The following is a 23,308-nucleotide window of genomic DNA, read 5'->3' on the forward strand; positions in this document are numbered from 1 at the left end:
TATACAATCGAATGTTCGGGGTGCTAAAAGAACAGATAAAGCCACAGTAGACTTATACCAGATCTGCGAAAAGCATTTTTGAGAATAGATAAGAGAAGGGGCGCTTTGAGCTAAGTACTTCAAAAGTAACAAAATTAAATAATAGTTACTTTTGATTATCCTGATATGTATCAAAAAAATTATTAAACGGTCGAAAAGCTTCCAAACCGTTTAATGTCAAGCCAAAGCCGGGCATGAAAACAGGGCCATAGGTACCAGATAAAAACACACGTATCCCCCTATACTTCCTACATGGATTCCCCAAAAACAGCAACCAAATGTTCTTTTTTCCGGGCGTATTTCCCTAACGACAATGGTCTTCCGGGCCCTCCCGGTCTGTTAGGTACCCTAAGTACCCGGGACCGAAAACTATTCAACGCCCTGCCTGTTAAATCATCTAATAGAAATCTTCTGCTACAATCAATTAAGCGACTGCGGTTTCCAGCTGCCAAAGTAAAAGCGCCGAAAGTGACCGGATCTTTAAATATGTATTAATAAATTGCCTATTTTTGCGGTCTTATTTTTTGATGTAGCATTTAAAATAATATAAAAATAAAGAGAAACCAGTCAATGCGTGCTTATTAGAGTTAGTAAGCACACCCTATGGCCAAACCATTGACTATCCACTGAATACAAGCTATGAAGCTATCTGAATTTAAGTTTGACCTTCCCCAAAGTTTAATTGCTCTTCATCCTTCCGACCGCGGCGAATCCCGTTTGATGGTCGTCCACCGCAAAACCGGCGAAATTGAGCATAAAACCTTCGGCGACCTTATCAATTATTTCGACGACGGTGACGTCATGGTCATCAATGACACCCGCGTATTTCCGGCCCGGCTTTTCGGACAAAAAGAAAAAACGGGTGCCAAGATTGAGGTGTTCCTGCTCCGCGAACTCAACCGCGAAATGCGCCTTTGGGACGTACTGGTGGACCCGGCCCGGAAAATCCGGGTGGGTAACAAGCTGTACTTCGGAGATAGCGACCTGGTGGCCGAAGTCATTGACAATACTACGTCGCGCGGCCGTACCATCCGTTTTCTGTACGATGGTTCCAACGAAGAATTCATGAAGCTGGTGGACCAACTGGGAGAGACGCCCCTGCCGCCCGAAATTATTTCACGACGCAAAGTTGAAAACTCGGATCGCGATCGTTTTCAGACTATTTATGCGAATCACCTGGGAGCGGTGGCGGCCCCTACCGCGGGTATGCACTTTACCAAGGCCATTATGAAGCGCCTCGAAATTAAGGGCGTACACTTTGCACCGGTTACCCTGCACGTAGGCTTAGGTACCTTCCGCAACGTAGACGTAGAAGACCTGACCAAGCACAAGACCGACTCCGAAAACTACTTTATTACGCAACCCAGCGCCGATATTGTCAACAAAGCATTGGACGCGAAAAAGCGCGTATGCGCCGTGGGTACTACGTCCATGAAGGCGATTGAGTCGTCGGTGACTGCCAACGGGCACCTCAAAGCCGTAGAAGGCTGGACCGACCGGTTCATATTCCCGCCCTACGAATTCAAAATCGCCAATTCCATGATTACCAACTTTCAGTTGCCGGAGTCTATTCTGCTCATGTCGGCCTGCGCCTTTGGTGGTTATGACCTGGTCATGAAAGCGTATCAGCTCGCTATTAAGGAGAAGTATAAATTCTTCACCTACGGCGACGCCATGTTGATCATATAGTTATCCATTTTCCGTCAACAAAAAGTCAGAAGTCCTCCGGAGAGCTTCTGACTTTTTGCTTCCTACCCTTTTCACTCCATGCACGAATTTGCCATAGTAGTAGCGGGCGGCAGTGGAAGCCGCATGAAAAGTGAGATTCCCAAACAGTTTATCGCCATTGGAGGCCGCCCGGTACTGATGCATACGCTGGATGCTTTCTACTACTACTCAACCGATATTTCTGTCCGGCTGGTGCTGCCCGAAAGCCAGTTTGCGGCCTGGTACCAGTTGTGCGATCAGTACCCCGTGCAGGCCAGTTACCAGCTGATAGCCGGGGGAGAAACCCGTTTTCATTCGGTACAAAACGGCCTGCGGAGTATCAGCGCCGAAGAGGGGCTGGTAGCGGTACACGATGGGGTACGTCCGTTTGTGAGCCCCGATACCATTGCCCGGGGTTTTCGTCAGGCGCGGGAGGCAGGTACCTCGGTCACCTGCGTTCCGCTTAAAGACTCGGCCCGCCGGGTACAGGCAGACGGTTCCAACCAGGCCGTAGACCGGGCCGAGTACCGCCTGATCCAGACCCCGCAGACCTTCCGGCTCGACTGGATGCGTCCGGCCTTCCAGACCAGCTACCTCCCTACCTTCACCGACTGCGCCAGTGTACTCGAGTACGCGGGCTACCCGATCCATCTTCTGGAAGGTTCTTACGAAAATATCAAGATCACAACTCCCGAAGACCTGCTGTGGGCAGAAGCCTTTCTGGCCAGCTAGTTGTTCGCTCCCGCTGTGGAGCGTTAGTGAGTACATAGGGATTCTGATTAAGCGTTTTAGTACTTTTGGGGGCCGCCTCTTTAGTTAGTACCTGTATTTGTACCTAAATTCAGCCATGCGCCAACGCCTCACCACCCAAGCTTACGTAGAAGGAGTACTTGCCGGAGACCGGATAGTCCTGAGCCGGGCTATTACGCTGGTGGAAAGCCACCTCCCGGCCGACCAGCAGCTAGCCCAACAGGTACTGGAGGAGGTACTACCCCATGCGGGCGGCTCGTTGCGAATCGGGATAACCGGAGTACCCGGAGTGGGCAAAAGTACCTTTATTGAAGCTTTTGGCAAGTACATTACCGGCCTGAACAAAAAGCTGGCCGTACTGGCCGTGGACCCCACCAGCCAACGGTCGGGAGGGAGTATACTGGGCGACAAAACCCGTATGGAGGAGCTGTCCCATAATCCGCTGGCCTATATACGTCCGTCAGCGGCGGGTACTTCACTGGGGGGCGTTGCCCGCCGTACCCGCGAGGCCATGCTGCTTTGCGAGGCAGCCGGCTTTGAAGTACTCCTGATTGAAACCGTTGGAGTGGGCCAGTCCGAAACGCTGGTGCGGGGTATGGTGGACTTCTTCCTGCTGCTGATGCTGGCCGGAGCCGGTGACGAGCTGCAGGGTATCAAGAAAGGCATCATAGAAATGGCTGATACCATTGCCATTACCAAAGCCGACGGCCCCAACCAGGAGGCAGCCGCGCAGGCGGTACGCGAATACCAGAACGCCCTCCATCTGTTTCGGGTAGCGGAGTCGGGCTGGTCGCCGCAGGTTGTTACCTGCTCAGCGCTGGAAAACCGGGGGATCGCTGAATTGTGGCAATTAATTGAGACGTACCAGGCGCAGGTACTTCAAAACGGCTATTTTACCCACAACCGCCAGACCCAGCACCTCGACTGGATGTACAGCTACCTGCGCCACGCGCTGGAAGACCACTTCCTGAGCCACTCCGGTGTGCGGTCGCAATTACCTGCGGCCGAGCAGGCCGTTCGGGAGGGGCGTGAACTACCTACCGTGGCCGCCCGGCGGCTGCTGGCCCTCTTCCTGCACCGGTAGCTGCTCCTGATTATTTACCGTTCACGAAGAATCTGCGCCATTGGTCCTCTTTTATGTTACCGCTTGTTCTCATATTTAAGCAGACTTTTTACTTTTGCATTGTTATTTAAACATAATTAAAATCTAAGACCATGAAAAATGTAATGTACCGTTTTCGTAGCACTTATGTGCTACTCCTGTTGCTGGCCGTTGGAGCGTTCAGCTGTAAAAATGATTCTGACCCTACTCCCAACGGAGGAAATGGTGTAGAAGGAAGCTGGAATATGTCAGCTCTTAAAGTAAATCCTGCTCAGGATGGCATCTCTGACTACCTTCAATTCGTTAATAGCTTTTTAGGAAACGATTGCCTTACCAGAATTACTTTTACTTTTAAAAGTAACGGCACGCTGACCGGCAGTGCACCTAAGGAATGCCAGGATGCCGAAGATGCCGCCGAAGACTTCGGGGTAAGCGAAGATTCGAAGTGGAAAGTAGAAGGTAACAAGATTATCCTGACGAGCGGTACCGATGTTAGTGAGTATGACCTGGAAGTAAATAATACGACCATGGGATGGTCGTACAACGAAGTGGAGGATGGCCAGAACTATCGCTGGACTATTGAATTTAAGCGTAAGTAATTACAAAATTATCATTTATAACACTAAAAAAAGGAGCCGTCGGGCTCCTTTTTTTAGTGTTTGGCCTCCGGGTCAAGGAAGGGGTTATCGGTCGGGTGTTCGGAAATGTCTTCCCCGGTATAGGGTGAAGTAGCGGGGTTATCGGCCCGGAAAAGGAACAGCAAGCCCATGATAGCGGACAGTAACGTTCCGGCAATAACCGCCAGTTTAGCCATATTCTGCCGGTCCGGATCTTCGAAGGAAAGACTGGTAATAAAAATTGACATCGTAAACCCGATACCCGCCGTAAAACCCAGACCGATTACATGGGGCCAGTGCATACCCAGGGGTAGCTTTACCAACCGGCTCCGGACCGCCAGCCACGACATAAACAGGATTCCCAGCGGCTTACCAAGAAACAAACCGGCAATGATACCCAGGCTAAGCGGTGCCAATAGCAGTCCGCCCATGTCATCAGGCAAGATTATGGCCGTATTAGCCAGCGCAAAAATGGGCATAATAAGGTAGTTAACGGGCTTGTAAAGTGAATGCTCAATGTCGTCAACTTTTTCCAGCGGAATGGTCAGGGCCAGCAGGACACCCGCAATGGTAGCATGTACCCCCGACTTAAGGACAAAAAACCAGAGTACTATACCTATCAGTACATAGGGCAGGATTTTCTTAACCTTAAAGTAGCCCAGCGTCGCCAGTACTACCACTACCCCCGCGGAGTACAGGAGCATGGTGGTATCAATGTCTTCGGTGTAAAAAAGGGCAATAATCATGACCGCGATCAGGTCATCAATGATAGCCAGGGCCGTCAGAAATACTTTAAGCGAGAATGGGACCCGGTCGCCCAGGAGGGATAACATACCCAGCGAAAAAGCAATGTCGGTAGCGGTAGGAATAGCCCAGCCGTTCATTTCGGGCCCGGAGGAATTAAAGAGCAGAAACAGGGAAGCGGGTACTACCGCCCCACCAATGGCAGCTGAGGCCGGAAGCAGCGCCTGCCGGAAGGTTGACAGTTCCCCCTCCATAAGCTCCCGCTTTATTTCCAGCCCCACAAAGAAAAAGAAAATCACCATCAGTCCATCGTTGATCCAGTGCATGATGGTTTTTCGCAAAGGCTCCACGCCTACGTACCGTTCCCAGAAAAGCAGGTACTCGTCCCCGTTGGCCGTATTGGCCCAGATCATGGAAATAGCCGTAGCCAACAGCAGCAGGATACCGGCCAGGCGTCCGCTCTCGGCCAGGTCCCGGATGGGATTAATAATGGGGGTAACAATAGGCTTCAGTGGCTCGGTGACCGGCCGGACGGCTTTCTGAATTAAAGCTCTTTTTTTCCCTGATTGCTTCTTCATTCGTAGTCAGTAAAGAAACGATTATGGTACCTATGCTCTTTCTCTACTACTCTACCTCCCCGGATCAACAGAGCAACGCAACAGGGCCCGTTATCAGGCTCTATCCATTACAACTCCCGCTGGAAATGAAAGTTTGATATTTCTGATAGTCTGGTTATCCGCTCCCCGGCCTCAGCTGGTGTGGTCGCAGACAATCACCCAGCGACCGCCTATTCTCCGCCACAGTAAGGTATAGTGGCCGCCTACGTCGCCTTTTTCCGGGCGGGTCAGGTTCCATTTACCCACTACGAAAGCCACATCCGGTCCGGGAAAGTTTAGGTGTAGAATGGTGAATTGTAAAGTACCCATGGTGGCGCGGTCGGGATAGCGCTTGAGGTAGCCCTCGTAGGTGGAGCGGTAGCCGTAGGTCACGCCGTTTTTTCCGACGAACATCAGCGAATCGGACTCCCAGTAGCCATTCATAAAAGCCGCAATATTGCCAGCGTTCCAGTCGCGGGTCTGGCGGTCCAGTATACCCAGGATAGCCTTCCGGTCCGCCTCCGACTGGGCGCTGGCCGCAGTAGCTGTTATCAAAAGCAAAAGTAGTATAAGCTGGTTTTTCATATATTTTATGGATTTTTGTAAATAAGACCTAAATATAGATGACAGGGCGTTACCAGGCATCTATAACCCAGCGACCAGTTATGTTTAAAGATATTTTCAAGAAACTGGACCGGCAGCAGTACCCTTTTATTGATGGCTTGTACTACCTGTTTATTATCGTGTTTATTTTGTTGCTGTTCCTCTTTTTCGCCTGACCCGTGGATAAACGCTCCTACCTGTTTGTACTGAATCCCCGCTCAGGTACCCGGTTGGGAAAGAGTGCGGCCGAGATTTCAGCCCACATTGAAAGCTTTGTAAAAGGAGCCGGACACCAGGCCCGGCTTGTCACCACCCAGAGCCGGGGCCACGCCACTGAGCTGGTGCAGGAAGCAATTCAGAAAGAGGAATGGACCGCCATAGTAGCCGTGGGCGGCGATGGTACCGTCAATGAGGTGGGAAGGGCGCTGCTGCACACCGGTACCCCGCTGGGTATACTACCGCTGGGCTCCGGCAACGGACTGGCCCGCCACCTGGCGCTGCCGCTGGAGTTAACTTCGGCGCTGAAGCGCCTGCTGAGCGGCAAACCTCTCACCATTGATAGCGCGCAACTGAACGGCAATCCGTTTTTTTGTGTGGCTGGTGTTGGTTTTGACGCCCACGTCAGCCACTCCTTCAGCCAGTATACCAAAAGGGGGCTGGAAGCCTACCTGCGGGTATCGTGGGGTGCCTACTGGACCTACCAGCCCGAAGAGTACCTGCTCAACGGCAAGCCCCTCAAAGCCTTTTCGCTGAGCTTTGCCAACGCCGGCCAGTTTGGCAATAACGCCTGGGTAGCTCCCCAGGCCGACCTGTCGGATGGGGTACTGGACCAATGTACCGTAACGCCTTTTCCCAAATGGTACGGAACTGCGCTGGTGTACCGCCTGTTTTCCAAGGGAATGAATGGCTCCGCCTTCGTCAACTACGAACCCGTAACCGAAGCGGTGGTAGAAACCAAAGGCCCCGCCCTGGTCCACTACGACGGGGAACCCTTCCAGCTGGATACCAACCGCGTAGAAGTAAAAATAGTACCCCGGAGCCTTCGCGTGATCTGTTAATTTGGCTTTAGGCTTTATGCCGTAGGCTGTAAGCTGTTAGCTTTATTACTTTGACCCAATAGTTCTGGCACTGGCTGTCAAAAAAGAAAAAACTTATTTATAAAGAAGCTTATTGCTTATAGCATACAGCCTAAAGCAGTCGGCTAACCACCTACCACCCATGTCCAAGAAAAATCGCTCCGGCATTGTATACTCTACTGACCCCGAATTTGATTACCAAAGCGACTCCGCCGACGAACCCGACACGCTGGCTCCGGCTCAACAGGACCTGCGCCTCTGGCTCGAACGCAAGGGAGGCGGTAAGGTAGCCACCGTACTCAAAGGCTTTGTAGGTACTACCACCGACCTGGAAGCACTCACCAAGCAGTTGAAAGGGGTTTGCGGCACCGGAGGCGCCGCCAAAGACGGCGAAATCCTGATTCAGGGCGACCACCGCGACAAGGTACTTACCTGGCTGCAGAACAAAGGGTACAAAGCCAAAAAAGCGGGAGGCTGATGGGAAGTTTATGAGTAGATGAGTTCATGAGTCTACAGGTACTGTAGTCCTAAGTACTTTGTTTATAAAGTCATACTCCCACTCATAAACTTTAAACTCATAGACTCACAAACTCTACAGAACCACCGCCCCGGACGTGTCCGGTGGAGGAGGTAGTGGCTGGGACGGTGGCGGAGGAGCCGGTTGCTGGTACATAGGATTGGCGGGAGAAGGCGTATACATATCCAGCAGCTCCACGTCGGTCACAAAGTACTGGGTATCCCCGTTCCAGGGCAGCGTAAAGAATTTTTCCTGATAAGTAAGCGACACGCGGCGACCGCTCTTGATGGCCTCCTCCAGTTTGGCAATGGCCTGTGTATTTTTTCCTCCCACCGAAAAGTCCCACTGCTCGGCATTTAAGGTACCACCTCCTTCGTAAATTCCCCCCACGTTCAGTACACCTTCGTAGGTTTTGAGCAGGTACCCCCGCCTGCTCAGTTTAACCACAAAGCCACCCCGCTTGCCTTCACTATAGTAGCCGAAGGTAATGTAGTAGAAGATACCGAAGATAAGAGCGAGAAATATAAAAAGGGCGATCCATTTACGCATGACTGAAACAGACTAGGAGTGATAGCGGGCACTAACTTCGGGATTTGGATTCATTTTTCCAATACGTTATTTGGCCCGGATGGCAATAACCGGATCAAGACGGGCGGCCAGTAGCGCCGGTACTATGCCGGAGAGCACTCCTATCACGCTGGAAACACCCAGTCCTAATAGGATATTACCGATTGTTAGCTGTACGTCGAGGGTACCGAGCGGGATAAAAGAAAGCAGATACACCAGCAGTATACCAACGCCTCCGCCCACCAAACTAAGCATAACGGCTTCAAAAAGAAACTGGAACAGGATGAAGTAATTCTTGGCACCTAGCGATTTCTGAATCCCGATGAGGTTGGTCCGCTCTTTGACCGACACAAACATAATATTGGCGATCCCGAAGCCGCCTACCAGAATAGAAAAGCTGCCGATAACCCAACCCGCCACCGTCAGTACCCCAAATACCCCCGAAATAGCCTGTGCGGCCGCTTCGGGCCGGTTAATAGAAAAATTGCTCTCCTGCCGTGGTTTCAGGCCCCGCCGGGTCCGCATAAGACCTACTATTTCGGCCTCTACTTCCATCATTCCCTCGTCGGTTTCAAAGCCTTTCACCACAATATCGGGACTGGGCCGCCCCGACTGGAAAAATTTTGCAAAGGCCCCGTAGGGAATCAGGCACTTGATATCAGGATTCCCGCCAAAGTCCAGCAGGCTTTCCCCCTTTTTTACCTGCTGTCCAATAACCACAAAGCGGTTACCAGCCAGTTTAAATTCTTTTCCAATGGGGTCCTGGTTGGGGAACAGCGTTTCGGCGACATCCGCTCCGATGATAGCTACATTTCGGGCGGCCGTTGTCTCGACGGGCGAGAAGTAACGACCCATGGCAATGGGTACGTCCGAAATTTCATTGTATTCAAACGACACTCCCTGTATGAGCGCCTGCATGCTGTTGGAGCCGTTTTTTACGGTAGTATTTCCTCTAAAATCCATCACCGCCACCGCACTGGCATTTTCCAGATTGTCGTAGAGGTACCGGTATTCGTTGTAGGAAGGGTCCGGCCACTGAAAGTACTTCCACCACTGGTACTCCCCCCCAAATCCCCACGGCCACTTCTGGACGTACAGTACCTTATCCCCGATGGAGCTCAGGCTCTCCTTGATATTCCGCTCCAGCGAGTCCACAATGGTAAACACCGCAACAATGGCAAATATACCGACCGTCACCCCCAGCAGGGACAAGGTAGTGCGGGTAAGGTTGGAACGTAAAGCCTGCCACGCAAACCGAAAGCTTTCGATTGTTTGTCGTAAAAATCTCATGGGTAGTCCTCTCTGCTAATCAGGTTTCAGTCGCTGAGCCCTGCGTATTGTCCAAAAGGTAAAAACAACCCATGGAATGGCAACCCAAAAAAGGATAAGTGGCTCTAAAATAGTTTGAATAGCACTAAACAAAGTAAGTTTCCGAAAGCCCGATCTCTTTTGGAATATTTCTTTCAAAACTCTCTCTCCTTCTTTATATTTCACCAGGTACTACCCTAACGCGAAATATTTTTCCATGAAAACCACTGCCTTACTCCTCTGCACTTTACTTGGACCGCTGACAGCGCTCCGGGCGCAGCAACCCGTCAAAGAGTCGCAGGGCTTTTACCAGTTCCTGACCGACGACCCCAACCAGAAGCCTTTCTACAGCGACCGGCAGGGCGTTATAGCCCGCCAGGGAATGGTAGCTTCGGCGCATCCGGACGCTTCAAGAGTAGGGGTCGAAATCCTGCAGAAAGGCGGCAACGCCGTAGACGCCGCCGTAGCGGTGCAGTTTGCGCTGGCCGTCGTGCATCCGTCGGCGGGTAATATCGGCGGGGGTGGTTTTATGGTATTCCGGGATAAAAGCGGCGAAAGTTATACGCTGGACTTCCGGGAAAAAGCTCCGCTCAAAAGCCATAAGGATATGTACCTCGACGAGCAGGGCAACCCCATTCCCCGGCTAAGTACCCTGGGCCACCTGGCCAGCGGGGTACCAGGCGCGGTAGACGGCATGGTAGTAGCCCACCAGCGCTTCGGCAAGCTCCCCTGGAAAGACCTCCTGCAGCCCGCCATTGACCTGGCCGAAAAGGGCACCATCCAGACCGAGCGCGAAGCCCGCGGCCTGAATGCCATCCGGGAAACTTTGCATCAGGTCAATCCGGGTACTACCTACTTTATGCGGTCTGACGGGCGCGAGTGGCAGGCGGGCGACACGCTGGTACAGAAAGATCTGGCCGGGGTCCTGCGCCGGATTCAGAAAAAAGGACGCGATGGTTTCTACAAAGGCAAAGTGGCCCGCCAGCTGGTATCTGAAATGAAATCGGGCAATGGGCTCATCAGTACCAAAGACCTGAGAGCCTACCACGCTCAGTGGCGGGAGCCTCTTGTTGGCAACTACAAAAACTACAAGATTATTACCATGCCGCCGACTTCCAGCGGCGGAGTAGCCCTGATGCAGCTCCTGCGCCTGGTGGAGCCTTACCCCCTCAAGCGCTGGGGCTGGAACACCGACTCTACGGCACAGGTGATGATCGAAGCCGAGCGGCGCGTATACGCCGACCGGGCCAAGTTCCTGGGCGACCCCGACTTTGTAGACGTACCCGTGGACAAGCTCATTAGTTATGATTACCTGAAAAGCCGCTGGCGTGATTTCAGCTTCGACCGCGCTACCGACAGCCGCGAGGTGAGTGGTGGGGCCATAGCCGGGTATGAGAGCCTGGAAACTACCCACTTTTCGGTGGTAGATAAGGATAGGAACGCGGTTTCTATCACGACTACGCTCAACGGTGGCTACGGCAGCCGGGTCGTGGTGAAAGGCGGGGGCTTTTTTATGAATAATGAAATGGACGATTTCAGCATCAAGCCCGGGGTACCCAACATGTTCGGTCTGATTGGCAACAAAGCCAATGCCATCGCTCCCGGCAAGCGTATGCTATCCTCCATGACGCCCACTATTTTGGAAAAAGACGGTAAATTGTACATGGTGGTAGGTACCCCCGGCGGCTCCACTATCATTACCTCAGTATACCAAACCATCCTGAATGTACTTGAACACGGCATGACCATGCAGCAGGCTGTCAACGCACTTAAGTTTCACCACCAGTGGCTACCCGATAAAACTACTTTTGAGAAAGGTGCCTTTACCGACAACACCATCAACAAATTACAAAACCGTGGTTATACGCTCGAGATGCAGCGCAATACCATCGGCCGGATGGATTGTATTCTGGTGCGGCCCGACGGTACCCTCGAAGGAGGCTCCGACCCGCGTGGCGACGATGTCAGTATGGGGTACTAAGGCAGTTCTATTTCGTAGAACTCCGTTCGCCTGGTCAGGACATCTATATAGGTAATGGAGGAGCGTTCATCGCCATTTCGGATAAACTGCGGTACCCGGCTGTGCCCAACTACCTGGTGGTACCCTATCAGGTAGTCGGCCTCGGTTTCGGACTTATCGGCCCATACGGGGCCGCCGTAGGGGTGCATGCCGCCCCGGCCCCCACCTGCCTCAAACAGTATTTTCCGCTCCTCGCTCCGGTGGATAGCGTTGAGGGCGTCGCCAAGCCTATTTTCGGCCAGGTACTTCTCAATCAGGTGCTGATGGTACCCGTACCATTTAGTAGATACCCCTGCGTGCGTGAACAGGTATTGCTGGTACTGGAAAGCGATTTGAAATAAGTTGGCATTCCGGGTAAAAAGCTCCGTGTAGGTCGGTTGAAGGTCGGCCTGGAAGCCGCTGCACCGGTAGTCGGGGTAGTAAAAGTACTGGATGTCGTGGTTGCCCAGCAGGAGCGTAACCCGGTCCGGCTCCGTTTTTTTGAAGTAGAGAATGTCCTGAAAATTTCGGATGATGGCCGGGCCCTCTATGTCCCGGCGTGCGTCAACAAAGTCTCCGACAAAAACAATATGGTCCGCTTTGGTGCCGGATATTTCTTTCCAGGAATCGCGGCCGTGGATGTCGCCGATAGCCAGTAGGTGCATAGGAGTGGAATATTTTCGGGTGAAGGTACCTTTTTCTGCCCGTTCAACCCAAAAAATGGTACCACTCCCCTACTGACTCCGGATAATGCGTATCCCCTTTTCGCGGTAGGGCTGTAAAAGCTCCTCGTCGGCGTTGGTGATCAGGACCTGAGCCAGCGTCAGTGGGGCATACCGCAGGTACTTGTCTTTGCCCAATTTGCTGGCATCACAAAGCAGGTAGGTATAAGTGGCCTGCGCGGCTACAGCCAGCGTCATAGAGGCTTCTTTTTCACTATGGGCGCTCAGCCCGTTCCCGGGTGAAATCCCATCCACTCCCAGAAAAGCGCGGTCGGCGCGGTAGCGGGCAATATGCTCCTCGGCTATTTTGCCGTGTACAGCCAGCCGCTCAGGGTCAACCTCACCTCCCACCAGATTAACCGAAACCTGGCTTCCCATCAGCTCATACACAACGGGTAACGAATTGGTGATTACCTTGATTTTTTTGTTCCTGATAAACGGGCCCAGCCGGAAAACCGTACTGCCGCAGTCCATAAATATAACCTCCCCCTCCTGAATCTCCTGCGCCGCTACCCGGCAAATGCCGTCTTTCTGCTCAGCATTGACAGCGGCCTTGTGGGCAAAATCAACGGGTCCCCGGATGGGCTCAACTTTCATGGCTCCGCCGTGCGTGCGAAGTACCAGACCATCAGCCGCCAGTGACGTCAGATCGCGCCGGACGGTAATTTCAGAAGTCTCCAGAGCCTGAGCCAGCTCCCTGACATCAACTTCACCCTTTGCCTCAACTAAGGTTAAAATCTTATTCTTTCTATTTTGAAAACTCATAATTGCTTGTACATTTGTTCAAAATTAATCATAATCAATCAAATATAATCAAATTATGAATCCAAATGTAAAGATCATCCGGGAAGAAACCTTGTCGGACAACTGGTACAGACTTAAAAAGTACTCGTTTGACTACCGTCGGCCCGATGGTGCCTGGGAACGACAGGAGCGGGAAGCGTACGATCGGGGCAACGGGGCCACTATCCTGCTGTACAACAGCCAGCACCAGACGGTGGTACTTACCCGGCAGTTCCGGCTACCTACCTACGTCAACGGCAACAGCAGCGGCCTGCTCATTGAGGCCTGCGCCGGCCTGCTGGACCATGACAACCCCGAAGAGTGCATCCGGCGCGAAACCGAGGAGGAAACCGGTTATAAAGTACAATCCGTGAAAAAAGTATTTGAGGCGTACATGTCGCCGGGATCGGTAACCGAAATCCTCTATTTTTTTGTGGCGGAGTATACCCACGATATGAAAGTGAGCGAAGGTGGCGGCGAAGCTACCGAACAGGAAAATATAGAGGTACTGGAGGTTTCTTTGGCGGAAGCGCTGCAAATGGTAGCTAACGGAGAAATCAAGGATGCCAAAACAATTATGCTCCTTCAGTACGCCCAGATTCACAAGCTGCTGGGCTTCCCCACACCCGAAGGGCCGGATCGCCACGGGGCGGCTACAAACCGGCCCCTATGTGCCTAATAGCCCTACTTCCGCCAGCCCGCTTCAAAAAACAATGGGTTCGACCAGACAGTCGAACCCATTGCTGCTCCTAACCTTTTTTATGAACCATTTTATTTCCTTCTGTCCTACTTCTCCGGAAGCTGCTTCACCCGCCGGGGTGTGATCATGGGTTCCTTCGCCTGCCGGGGTAGTTGGGACAGTTCACTTTTTGTTTGTAAAGCAGGCCCAGGGAGAACCGTTAAAAATCGGCTGGCTTTCCCTGGCGTGGGTATTAATGGAGAAGTGAAGGCGTTACTTCTTTGTACAGTTGTTGCCGCAGCTCATCCCGAATTGCCTTATGCGCAGGACTCGCCGCCAGGTTCTGGTACTCGCGCGGGTCGTTCTGGTGATCGTAGAGCTCTTCGCCGCCCTGCCCGTTCTGCCAGACGGTGTAGCGCCAGCGCTCGGTACGGATGCTGTAGCCCATCGTGCCGCCGCTGCGGTTGATCTGCGTAATGGCCGGGTGGCCCCAGGGGGTTTGTGGGTTTTGCAGCAGAGGCCGCAGGCTGCGGCCCATCAGGTGGCCGGGGTTGGGCAGGCCGCTCCAGTCTACCAGCGTAGGGTACAGGTCCAGTAGCTCAACAATGCGTGGACTAGCCTGACCGCTGCCCGTCGCGCCCGGGGCGGCAATAAGCAGGGGCATGCGGGCCGACTCCTCAAAGAGGCTGTTCTTTTCCCACTGCCCGTGCTCACTGAGCAGGTAGCCGTGGTCGCTCCAGAAAGCAATAATGGTATTGTCGGCCTCGCCTGACTTTTCCAGGGCATCCAGCACCCGTCCCAGCTGCGCGTCCATGAACGTGATGGAGGCATAGTAGGCTTGTAGCACCTGCTTTTTGGTAGAGTCCGGAAAGGACCAGTTAAAGAAAAAAGCGTCCCTGGGTACGTCACTCATATCCGGGTCGGCGGGCGGGAGCTGTATTTTATCCAGTGGGTACCTGTCAAAGTACTTCTTAGGCGCTACAAAGGGGCAGTGGGGCCGGAAGAACCCTACGGCCAGAAAAAAAGGCCGGTTCGGTTGCTGGCGCGCCTGCTCCATTAGCTTTATAGCTTCGGTAGCCACCATACCGTCTGTTTGCTCCTCGTCAGTCCCGTCAGCGGCCAGCCAGGCCAGCGCCGCTCCCAGGCCGATGGTTGGTGTTACGTTGGTTAGCAGGTGTTCTTCTGCTTTGTCTTGTCCCATTGGATTTCGTACCGTGTGCCAGGAGGCGGGGTCATCCAGCCCATCGGTACCGATACCAGCCGGGACGGAGTAGTGGTAAATTTTACCGACCCGGGCGGTGAAATAGCCGTTCTGTTTAAAATGCTGCGGTAGCGTTACTACGTCGGGTACGGTCTGGCGGAAGTGGGTTTTAAGATCATAAATTTTTACCGAATCCGGCCGGAGGCCCGTCAGCAGGGAGCTACGGCTCGGACTGCACCACGGAAACTGGCAGTAAGCCTTATTGAACTGGACCGCCCGCCGGGCCAGCCGGTCGAGGTTTGGCGTCTGGACGAGCGGATGCCCGTAGCTGCTGATGTGGTTGTTAAGGTCATCGGCGGCTATCAGCAGTACATTGGGCTTTCGTTTGTTTTGTGCCTGGCTAGGAACCGACAGAAAGACGAATGCCAGGCCAAGCAGCAGCAGAAAGGCAGAACGAAAATAAGTGCAACAGACAGGTACCATGGTAAATAAACAAATTTTTTAACTGTTATTATGAGACGTATACAGAGAAATGGAGAAACTCTTCCGGCAAGGCCAAAAGAGTTTACTGCATCCTAACCTTCAATCTATTTTACTGCTTTATCAGAACATTCGTCCACACCTGGTCTTGTACCACAATCCGGATCAGGTAAGAGCCGGCAGGTACCTCTTTGAGCGACAGCCGGTACTTTTCCCCTCCTTCGACCCATTGCTGGCTTATCAGGTGCCCTTGCACGGAGTAGAGTCTAAGCTGGCCCTCCTGCTGGCTATGACCGGGTACGACTACTTCTACTTCATCCGCAGTGGGATTAGGATAAACTACGAGTTTCTGTCGGGTAAGTACCTCTTCTACGCCTTGACGCGCTGTGGTCGCACAACCTGGCGACTGCGTTGTAGCCGTAGCCGTACGAAGCTTGCTATCCGGTCCGGCTACTGACCAGCTTACCTGACCATTGGCCGGGAAGCTGACGGTAAAGGCATTTTGAGTTCGCCCGGGCTGAAAATCCACAATCTGTACAGCCCCGGAGGTTGGAGTGAGGTAGTTTGTAGCCCCGGCGGGAATATATACCAGCATATCCATGTCGTTTTTGTAGCCGAAGCGGGCGGTCCACTGGCCATTGCCATTATCAACTACACATTCCAGAATCGGCTTTACCCCTTTATCTTTGTCCGTTGTGATAACCGAGAAGCTCTGAAACTGGGCAGTGCCTGCCAGGTAGTTCTGGTTGCCTGGCTGGGAGGCTTTTAGCGTCACCGTACCAATACCGGTAATGGTAAGCAGACTCCCCTGTAAAGTAGCGGGACCGGATACAACGCTGTAACTTACTGGCAAATCCGAACTGGCAGAAGCTCCGGTAAGACCAAAGCTAAAAAGAGGATTACTCCGGTACACAACATCGGCCATCGGCTGGAAAGTGATGGTTTGACTCGCCTTGTGTACTGTAAACTTCCGTGTGACGTCAGGTGCAGCCGGATAGTAGTCGTCACCGGCCTGGCTGGCCTTGATAGTTACCTCACCTGCCCCCGTCAGCGTAAGCTCATTCCCGGATAGCTCCGCGGGTCCGGATTCTACCGTAAAGCTTACCGGCAGACCCGAAGAAGCCGTCGCTACCAGCGTAATGGGGCCGTCCCCGTAGGTCTTGTCTTCGAGAGGAGCGAAGGTGATGTAAGGCGGGGTAACCAGTACACCTACCGTAGTGGTTGCTGAACACCCCAGCGCATCGTAGACAGTGACGGTGTACGAGCTGTTCCTGGTCAGAGCGGGGGTAGTCAGCTCCCGGTCAGCGGAACCGGTATTCCAGTCGTAGCTGTAAGGAGCTACTCCTCCCGAAACCTGGGTTGTGAGGGTCGTTGTTTGACCATAGTCTACCGAAGCGGGAGAAGCCATAACGGTAACGGCAGGCGGTGAAGGACAATCCCGCACCAGAATGACGGAACTAAAGGCTGGTACCGTTACCGAACCCGTTACAGTAATGCCATCCAGCGTTTTGAAGCTACCAACCAGCGGAAAGTTCTGGGGAGCGGCAGTTTCGTTGACAAACAGAGGAGACTTCGCCAGTACATCCTCGCTCTGGGCCGAAACGGGCTTTAGGCTGATATTATCTACCCAGATAGTGTTGTCGTAGGCTGACGGCACCAATTCCAACCGCAGGTCCGAATGGCTGATGTCGCTGGAAAAGATAAACGAGAAGTCTTTGCGGGTCAGATCGGCCGGTACGTAGCGAATGATGCGGCCAAGTGGGGCCAGCCGCATGTCAAGGGCTTTACTGAAACCACCCGGAGGAACATTGTCGGGAAGGGCTGGCGTCAGTTCATTGGTAAGCAGCGAACCCGAAAACTGATAAAGCTGCCCCTGGGAGACTGAAAAAGAAGGCGACCGAACAGACGAGGCTGCTACCAGGTCGGGATCATTAAATTGCATTGCCATAGCTCCCCCATCTAGCGCCGGCTGGCTGGCGTCAAATACCAATTGGCATCTGGGATCACTGGAACTCCATCCGTCGATTCCGACCGAAAAGTCTCCATTGCTTATCAGTTCCTCGCCGGGAACAACATTGCGATACTGCTTCCAGGCCACCTGGGAAGCCTGCGAATTTTGGTCTTTACCCGAAAAACGCTGCCACCCTTCAAGGTCAAATATTCGGTCAAGGACGGCACCTGATGCCGTAGGTTGCCACGGCTGCGTAGGGTCACGGAAAGCAAGCGTGGGAACAGTACGTACCAATACCTGTAATGAATCGTAGGGATTGCAGTAGTAGTTGTTGTCCAGTTCCTGAAAGAAGTCCTTGATGGTACTAAGCCGGCTTTGTACATACAGCACCGGCCGGAAGCCCTGGTCTGCCGAGTAAAGCTTATTTCCTTTCAGGACCAGCTTCTCAATTTTCCAGGGAGGCATGTTTCGGGCCGCCTGCAGGTTATCCTCGGTTATTTTTATAGCTGCCTGGGGGCAGTTATAGATGTTATTGTGGAGGATCTGATGCTCAATGGACGCATGGACATAGATACCCACGTCACAATTTATAAACGTATTGTTTTCGGTATGTACATTGCGGCTGTTCGTGTCAAAGTACAAGCCATTGGCATAAAAAGGAGAGGGAATACCATAGAGGCTGGACCGGACATCACGAACGATATTATTGCGAATGATACTGTTGTTCCCCGCGTGATTATTATTAGGGACGTTGATACCTGCCACATCATCGTACAGAAGGGCCAGATTCCGCAGAATATTGTTTTCCAGCAGGTGTCCTGTCTGCTGCTCAACGGTAGGTTCAGCAACTGTTTCATTAATGGTCTCATCATACGGAATGCTACCACCTCCCAACAAGCCAATCCCACCCCCGATGCAATTTTCGACCGTGTTATTCACAATACGGCAGCCGAAGGTCACCCAATCGGTAATCTCACTGACGGATGCCGGGGTGTTGGTAGCGAGCGAATAAATGCTGGTGGGAAGCAAAGCGCTTCCACCAATAGTTATTGCATCCTGATTGAACGTAATGGTATTGATATGAGAATTCTCGACAACACAACTCGCGGCGCGGGGGATACGGATGGCCTGCATGCAGTCAAAGATGGTGTTGTCCACGATTTTTATGCGTCGCCCCTTTTCGGCATTAAGGGCCCGGCGGCTGTGTCTGAAGTCGCAGCGCGCTATGGTTATGTCCCGGGCACCGGCATTGACATTAGTAAACAGGAGTCCGTTGCCCTGGTTGCTGTCTGGACCCAGGCCGACATCGTTATAGTTAACGCGCTGGTGACGGAAATCAAGGTCCTGAAACCGAATATTGGCAACCGGCCCGCTAAAAGAAAAGCCACTGGCGTAGCGGGATACCTCCACCGCACCGGCAGCCGGGGCTTGTCCCGTGGGCGATTTTAAGTATACCTTGTTGACGCTGGCGTCGTAGAACCACTCGCCGGCTTCGTCCAGCTCCCGGACGTTGATAAGGTAGTACCCCCACCCGGTACCTTTTATCCAATCGCCTGAATTAGGAGCAACGGCAAAATTTATTTCATTGCCAGATGAGGATACTACATTCCGGAAGCCGCTGTTGAATCGTAGTTGCCTCACATTGGCAATACTTCCCGTCCAGAAGTTGTCTGGTTTGCCAGCCAGTTCATCATCTGCAATGCCAAGGCCACCGCTCAGGGGCTGCCCCTGGTTTCCTCCGCTGAGCAAGGCGTAGCCTCCCTGCCCGTTGTTCAGGGCAGGGTACCTCGAGACCGGCATCAGCGAATGATTAAAGAGCAGGGCTGTCACGGGTTGATTTTCTGGTACCGTCGCCTCAAAAACATCCGCGCCAAATCCAGCTGTATTAGGTCTCCATTCGCCTATTACTTCCATCCCGCTGATGACGGGCTTTGGCAGGGCGGAATTATCCGAACCATCAGGATTGGCGTAGGCCCCGATAATGATGGGGTTATTCAGGAATGGTTCACTGGATCCGTTGATGTTGCCAATGGCCGTGACACTGCCACGGAAGGTGTCGCCCCTTCGGAAAAGTATCTTGTTACCCGGCTCCAGTGCAGGCAGAATGGCCTGTACCCGTTCCAGGGTTTTCCAGGGGGCCGCTACCGTACCGGGGTTAGCATCATCTCCGTTGGTTGCCACGTAGTATTCGGACTGCGGCGGAAGTATTTTGATCTCTATTTTGCGAATAGCCTGATTTTCGACATCCGCTAAATAGAGTACATTCGCGTTTTCGTCGTAAGCAATACCCTGAGGGGAGTTGAATCGGGCGTCCGCCCCTATCCCATCGATCAATCCACCGGATGTCCCGGCCGGATCCCCGGCCACATCGGTTGTAACAGCCGATTCTGCCGTTGCCGTATTGGTAGGCAGGCTACGGATGCGGTGGTTATCGCGGGGCGACAAGTACAGCGTTTTTCCAGCAATGGCGATACCTGCGGGCCGGTTTATCTGCGCTTGCGGGTCCGGACCGTTGCTGTTTCCAGATAGGCTTCCATTGACCGTGCGGCCCAACAGTGTGACGACTTCCGAGGTTAGGCTCGACGTTTCGGCTGGCAGCAGGACCCGACGGATCCGGTGGTTGCCTCCCTCCGAAAAGAAAAGATAGTCCTTGCCGTTCATGGTAGTCGTTCCCATACCCGCCAGCCCGCTCAGGGTAAACAGGGCAAAGTCACCTGCGCCATTCCGCAGGCCAGGACCAGCACCCGCCAGCCAGTACACTTCACCTGTGTTTAGATCAATGGTCCGTATCTTATGGTTGTTATTGTCAGCCACATATAGTACCGACGACGACACGGCCAGTACGTTGCTGGGGTTGTTGAAGCGGGCTTCAGAAAGGGAGCCATTTACGTAGCCGCTTACGGCAGCCGAAGCGCTGCCAGCGAGGGTACTTACAGCCCCACTGGTCAGGTCAAGCTTTCGGATACAGTGGTTGCCGCCATCGGCTAGGTACAGGTATTGCCCAGTGGGATCTATACTCAGACCCATCGGATTCCTGAACCGGGCACTTGTTGCCGTGGAGCTATTAACGTACCCGGCCGTTCCGGGCACACCGGCAAAAACACTGGCTACCGGTTGGCTTTGGGCGGGACTAATAACGTAAAGGGCGTGGTTGGTGGCGGACACAAACAGGCGTCCATCCGGATGTACCACGACTCCCAAGGGCTTGACGCCGGTGGGTAAGGAAGTCAGGGTACTGACTGTGTAGATTTGTCCGAAGGCCTGAACGGCGGCAAAATACACGAGTAGAAACCACCCGGCCAGGAGTCTGCGGCGGAAAGAATGTTGATGGAAAGATTGGGACATAGGCATAGGGAGTGATAAGTGAAATTGTGAATGTAGCTTGTTAAGGGCTGCTGTAGGGTTAAAGCAGTAGCAAGCCCTTCCGGAAAAGAGTACTTTACTATCTAAAAAAAGTGGTTGATGGAGGAGCGAAGCTCTGCTTTCCTTTATTTCATAGCACGTAATTCTTGGGCTGAAAGTGCCCGGTTATACACCGCCAAACCGCCAATCAGCCCCACAAAGAAGTTATTCATCTTGCCGTGAGCCGATACAGCGCCTACCGTAAAGGGCGCCCCGTCCTCTCCTCCATCGAATAAGCCCTCAGGGTAGTAAAAAGGGTTGTAGTCTTCTTCGGCGTCGAGTACTCCATTGACATACACGCGGCTGTAAGCGCCGTCGTAGGTCATAGCGATCTGCTGCCAGCTATCCAGCGGAATGGATGTCTTACCCGTTGAATAGGTCACACAGCAGCAGTGGCCGGGCGTTGAGCCACCAATGGCCGATACGTGCCCATGTACCCGGTCCTGGGTAGGGTAGCGCACCATCTCCCGGTTATGGGTGCGGCTGGTGGCGTTCAGAAAGAGGCAGTACTGCCGCTTGCCCCGGGTTTCGTCCCACACGCCGGCTATGGCCTGCCAGGCTTTGGGATGCTGCCGCTTCACCCAGGCTACTACCGTGACCTGTGCGTCTTTCCCGTGAATATTCAGCTCCCGAAGTTCCTTGCGGGAGAGCAGGAAGTACTTCTCGTCCACCAGCCGGGCCGAGTAGGTACCCAATACCCCATCTTCAACTCTTTCTACCGTTCCGCCTTTCTCCTGGAGCCGGTACTGGCCATGTTTGGAAACCCGGTCCTGTCCGGCCGCTTCCTGAAAATCCCAAAACGCTACCAGACCAGGCGTTTGTTGGATCACGTCAGCCGTAGGCACAGTTTCGTCGCCTGGTTGAATAAAGCCTGAAATTGCGGTAAGGAGGAGGGACAGGAATAAAAAGGTCATATTATTTGGGAAAAGTAGCCAGAGGCTTACCACCTCTGGCTAATAGCGTCACTGAAAACTTAATACCCGAAATTTTGCTTCATTGCCGGATTGGCATCCAATTCAGCACCCGGAACAGGAAACAACTGCCGGAAGCTCTCGATATTTTTACCAAGATGGTCTCCCATCACTTTTGTCATTCTACCTGTCCGTACCAAATCAATCCACCGGTGTCCCTCGTGACTTAACTCCATCCTACGTTCGTGATATACGGCCTCCTTAAAAGCCTCGTAGTTGAGACCTCCGATATCAGCCAGTATTTTACCTGCCGGAGCGCCATTGTTAGCACGTTGCCTAACCCGGTTCACCGCCGCATAAGCCGCTGCGGTAGGCCCCTTATTTACTTCATTTAAAATTTCAGCATGCATCAGGAGCACATCCGCAAATCGAATCAAAGGGAAAACAGTGCTGGCATTGCCCGAAAGGTGCGGCGACTTATCTCTGAATTTGTCAACATAGTACTGAGAAGGACTCTTAGTAGGGTTGAAGTTCACGTAAGCATGGTCTAACCGGGGATCATTGGTGGCCAAATACTCATTGATCAAGCCATTCCTAATGTTGGTGGCGGTGCCGTTATACCAGGTGGGTCGGGCAATGGAATTGGAGTTTCCCGGTAAAAAGCCAGCCGGAGTCTGGGCTCGGGGTGGGCCATACCGCTCTTCCAGGATTCCGCCCTCGTTCAGTGCCTCTAATCCACCGGCAAAACGAGCACTAAAAATGTGCTCCGGGTGATTTTTGAACTCTGCGGTAAACACGTCTGCATACTTAGGTATCAATGCATGAGGGCTGTTTGGATCATTAATAATACGCTCGGTATAGGGTAAGGCAGCAGTCCAGTTCTTTCTTACCATTTGGGTCTTTGCGGCCAGGGCTAACGCGGCTCCCTTCGTCGCTCTGCCGTAGTTCTCAGGTGCGTAGGTCCAGGGCAAATGCTCTACCGCAAAAGCCAGGTCTTCCTCAATAAGCACATAGATCTCATTGGTGGGGGAAGGACCGATAGGGCCGTCTTCGAAGGTCTTTATGGGACTTTTCCGTAAAGAAACTTCTCCCCAGAAAAAAGTCAGGTGATAGTAAGCAAAGGCCCTTAGGAATCGTACCTCCGCGGCATACCGATTTTTCCGTACTTCCGGCATGGAGACCTTAGGAATGTTTTCCAGCATAAGGTTGGCCCGGTTAATAATTTCATAGTAGCCGAGGTAGGCCCTGCGTGTAAATCCGTTGTTAACGGTCAGGTCTATCTGCTCAGCTTCACCAAAGCCACCTGAACCACCAAAAACAACATCATCACTAATGAAGTCAAGCAGTAGCGGTACACCGGCCCAATAGAGGTTATTGCGCCCCCCACCCGACGAAAGCGGGTCATACGTTGCGTTCACACCGGTTAGGATTTCCTTCTCAGTTGAGAAATAGTTTTCAGGTGCGAAATTGATCAGAGGCTCCTGCTCCAACAAGTCGTGGCACCCTAAGGTGGACATCAGTACGAGGACATATAGTAGCTTTTTCATCCTAAGT

18 protein-coding genes are annotated in these 23,308 nt (G+C 52.8%); 8 read left to right on the forward strand and 10 right to left on the reverse strand.

The genetic code is table 11. The features are described from left to right. Window positions 1–678 precede the first annotated feature (678 nt). The 4 genes from queA (at window position 679) to VGN67_RS08250 (ending at window position 4,197) form a co-directional block, all read left to right on the forward strand. Window positions 679–1,728, forward strand: coding sequence for a tRNA preQ1(34) S-adenosylmethionine ribosyltransferase-isomerase QueA (gene queA, locus VGN67_RS08235; RefSeq protein WP_327486324.1), 1,050 nt, complete (start codon window positions 679–681; stop codon window positions 1,726–1,728). Between the two features lie 78 nt (window positions 1,729–1,806). After that, window positions 1,807–2,478, forward strand: a complete 672-nt coding sequence (locus VGN67_RS08240) for a 2-C-methyl-D-erythritol 4-phosphate cytidylyltransferase (protein WP_327486325.1) — start codon at window positions 1,807–1,809, stop codon at window positions 2,476–2,478. A gap of 115 nt (window positions 2,479–2,593) precedes the next feature. Then, window positions 2,594–3,580 (forward strand): methylmalonyl Co-A mutase-associated GTPase MeaB, encoded by a 987-nt coding sequence (meaB, locus tag VGN67_RS08245; protein WP_327486326.1) that lies wholly within the window; start codon window positions 2,594–2,596, stop codon window positions 3,578–3,580. 131 nt (window positions 3,581–3,711) lie between these two features. Then, window positions 3,712–4,197, forward strand: a complete 486-nt coding sequence (locus VGN67_RS08250) for a lipocalin family protein (protein WP_327486327.1) — start codon at window positions 3,712–3,714, stop codon at window positions 4,195–4,197. Between the two features lie 53 nt (window positions 4,198–4,250). Here VGN67_RS08250 and nhaA read toward each other — a convergent pair whose 3' ends face one another. Then, complete coding sequence (nhaA, locus tag VGN67_RS08255; protein WP_327486328.1) at window positions 4,251–5,537, reverse strand: Na+/H+ antiporter NhaA; 1,287 nt, start codon at window positions 5,535–5,537, stop codon at window positions 4,251–4,253. 171 nt (window positions 5,538–5,708) lie between these two features. Next, window positions 5,709–6,140, reverse strand: a complete 432-nt coding sequence (locus VGN67_RS08260; RefSeq protein ID WP_327486329.1) for a nuclear transport factor 2 family protein — start codon at window positions 6,138–6,140, stop codon at window positions 5,709–5,711. Window positions 6,141–6,337: 197 nt separating this feature from the next. Between VGN67_RS08260 and VGN67_RS08265 the strand changes: the two genes are divergently transcribed. Both VGN67_RS08265 and VGN67_RS08270 read left to right on the forward strand, forming a co-directional pair. Continuing rightward, window positions 6,338–7,216: a diacylglycerol/lipid kinase family protein gene (locus tag VGN67_RS08265; RefSeq protein ID WP_327486330.1), complete on the forward strand. Its 879-nt coding sequence runs from the start codon at window positions 6,338–6,340 to the stop codon at window positions 7,214–7,216. 160 nt (window positions 7,217–7,376) lie between these two features. Beyond that, a complete protein-coding gene (locus VGN67_RS08270) occupies window positions 7,377–7,712 on the forward strand; it encodes a translation initiation factor (protein WP_327486331.1) in 336 nt (111 codons plus the stop codon). A gap of 114 nt (window positions 7,713–7,826) precedes the next feature. Here VGN67_RS08270 and VGN67_RS08275 read toward each other — a convergent pair whose 3' ends face one another. Both VGN67_RS08275 and VGN67_RS08280 read right to left on the reverse strand, forming a co-directional pair. Then, window positions 7,827–8,300 carry a hypothetical protein gene (locus VGN67_RS08275; RefSeq protein ID WP_327486332.1) on the reverse strand — a complete coding sequence of 158 codons (474 nt, stop codon included), beginning with the start codon at window positions 8,298–8,300 and terminating at the stop codon, window positions 7,827–7,829. Between the two features lie 66 nt (window positions 8,301–8,366). Continuing rightward, the gene (locus tag VGN67_RS08280; protein WP_327486333.1) at window positions 8,367–9,608 is read right to left on the reverse strand and encodes an ABC transporter permease; all 1,242 of its coding nucleotides are present in this window, start codon (window positions 9,606–9,608) and stop codon (window positions 8,367–8,369) included. A gap of 235 nt (window positions 9,609–9,843) precedes the next feature. Between VGN67_RS08280 and ggt the strand changes: the two genes are divergently transcribed. Continuing rightward, window positions 9,844–11,607: a gamma-glutamyltransferase gene (gene ggt, locus VGN67_RS08285; protein WP_327486334.1), complete on the forward strand. Its 1,764-nt coding sequence runs from the start codon at window positions 9,844–9,846 to the stop codon at window positions 11,605–11,607. Here ggt and VGN67_RS08290 read toward each other — a convergent pair. Next, window positions 11,604–12,290 (reverse strand): metallophosphoesterase, encoded by a 687-nt coding sequence (locus VGN67_RS08290; protein ID WP_327486335.1) that lies wholly within the window; start codon window positions 12,288–12,290, stop codon window positions 11,604–11,606. The genes ggt and VGN67_RS08290 overlap by 4 nt on opposite strands. Window positions 12,291–12,359: 69 nt before the next feature. Continuing rightward, window positions 12,360–13,112, reverse strand: a complete 753-nt coding sequence (locus tag VGN67_RS08295; RefSeq protein ID WP_327486336.1) for a DeoR/GlpR family DNA-binding transcription regulator — start codon at window positions 13,110–13,112, stop codon at window positions 12,360–12,362. A gap of 55 nt (window positions 13,113–13,167) precedes the next feature. On the opposite strand from VGN67_RS08295, the gene nudK reads away from it, so the two are divergent. Further along, a complete protein-coding gene (nudK, locus tag VGN67_RS08300; protein ID WP_327486337.1) occupies window positions 13,168–13,809 on the forward strand; it encodes a GDP-mannose pyrophosphatase NudK in 642 nt (213 codons plus the stop codon). A 253-nt stretch (window positions 13,810–14,062) separates the two neighbouring features. Here nudK and VGN67_RS08305 read toward each other — a convergent pair whose 3' ends face one another. From VGN67_RS08305 to VGN67_RS08320, 4 genes are all read right to left on the reverse strand, one after another. Beyond that, the gene (locus tag VGN67_RS08305; protein WP_327486338.1) at window positions 14,063–15,493 is read right to left on the reverse strand and encodes a sulfatase; all 1,431 of its coding nucleotides are present in this window, start codon (window positions 15,491–15,493) and stop codon (window positions 14,063–14,065) included. 109 nt (window positions 15,494–15,602) lie between these two features. Further along, window positions 15,603–20,786: a T9SS type A sorting domain-containing protein gene (locus VGN67_RS08310; RefSeq protein WP_327486339.1), complete on the reverse strand. Its 5,184-nt coding sequence runs from the start codon at window positions 20,784–20,786 to the stop codon at window positions 15,603–15,605. 143 nt (window positions 20,787–20,929) lie between these two features. Beyond that, the gene (locus tag VGN67_RS08315) at window positions 20,930–21,757 is read right to left on the reverse strand and encodes a LamG domain-containing protein (RefSeq protein ID WP_327486340.1); all 828 of its coding nucleotides are present in this window, start codon (window positions 21,755–21,757) and stop codon (window positions 20,930–20,932) included. Window positions 21,758–21,816: 59 nt separating this feature from the next. After that, window positions 21,817–23,301: a RagB/SusD family nutrient uptake outer membrane protein gene (locus tag VGN67_RS08320; RefSeq protein WP_327486341.1), complete on the reverse strand. Its 1,485-nt coding sequence runs from the start codon at window positions 23,299–23,301 to the stop codon at window positions 21,817–21,819. Window positions 23,302–23,308 lie beyond the last annotated feature (7 nt).

This window comes from Telluribacter sp. (assembly GCF_035998675.1).
Taxonomy (GTDB): Bacteria; Bacteroidota; Bacteroidia; order Cytophagales; family Spirosomataceae; genus Telluribacter.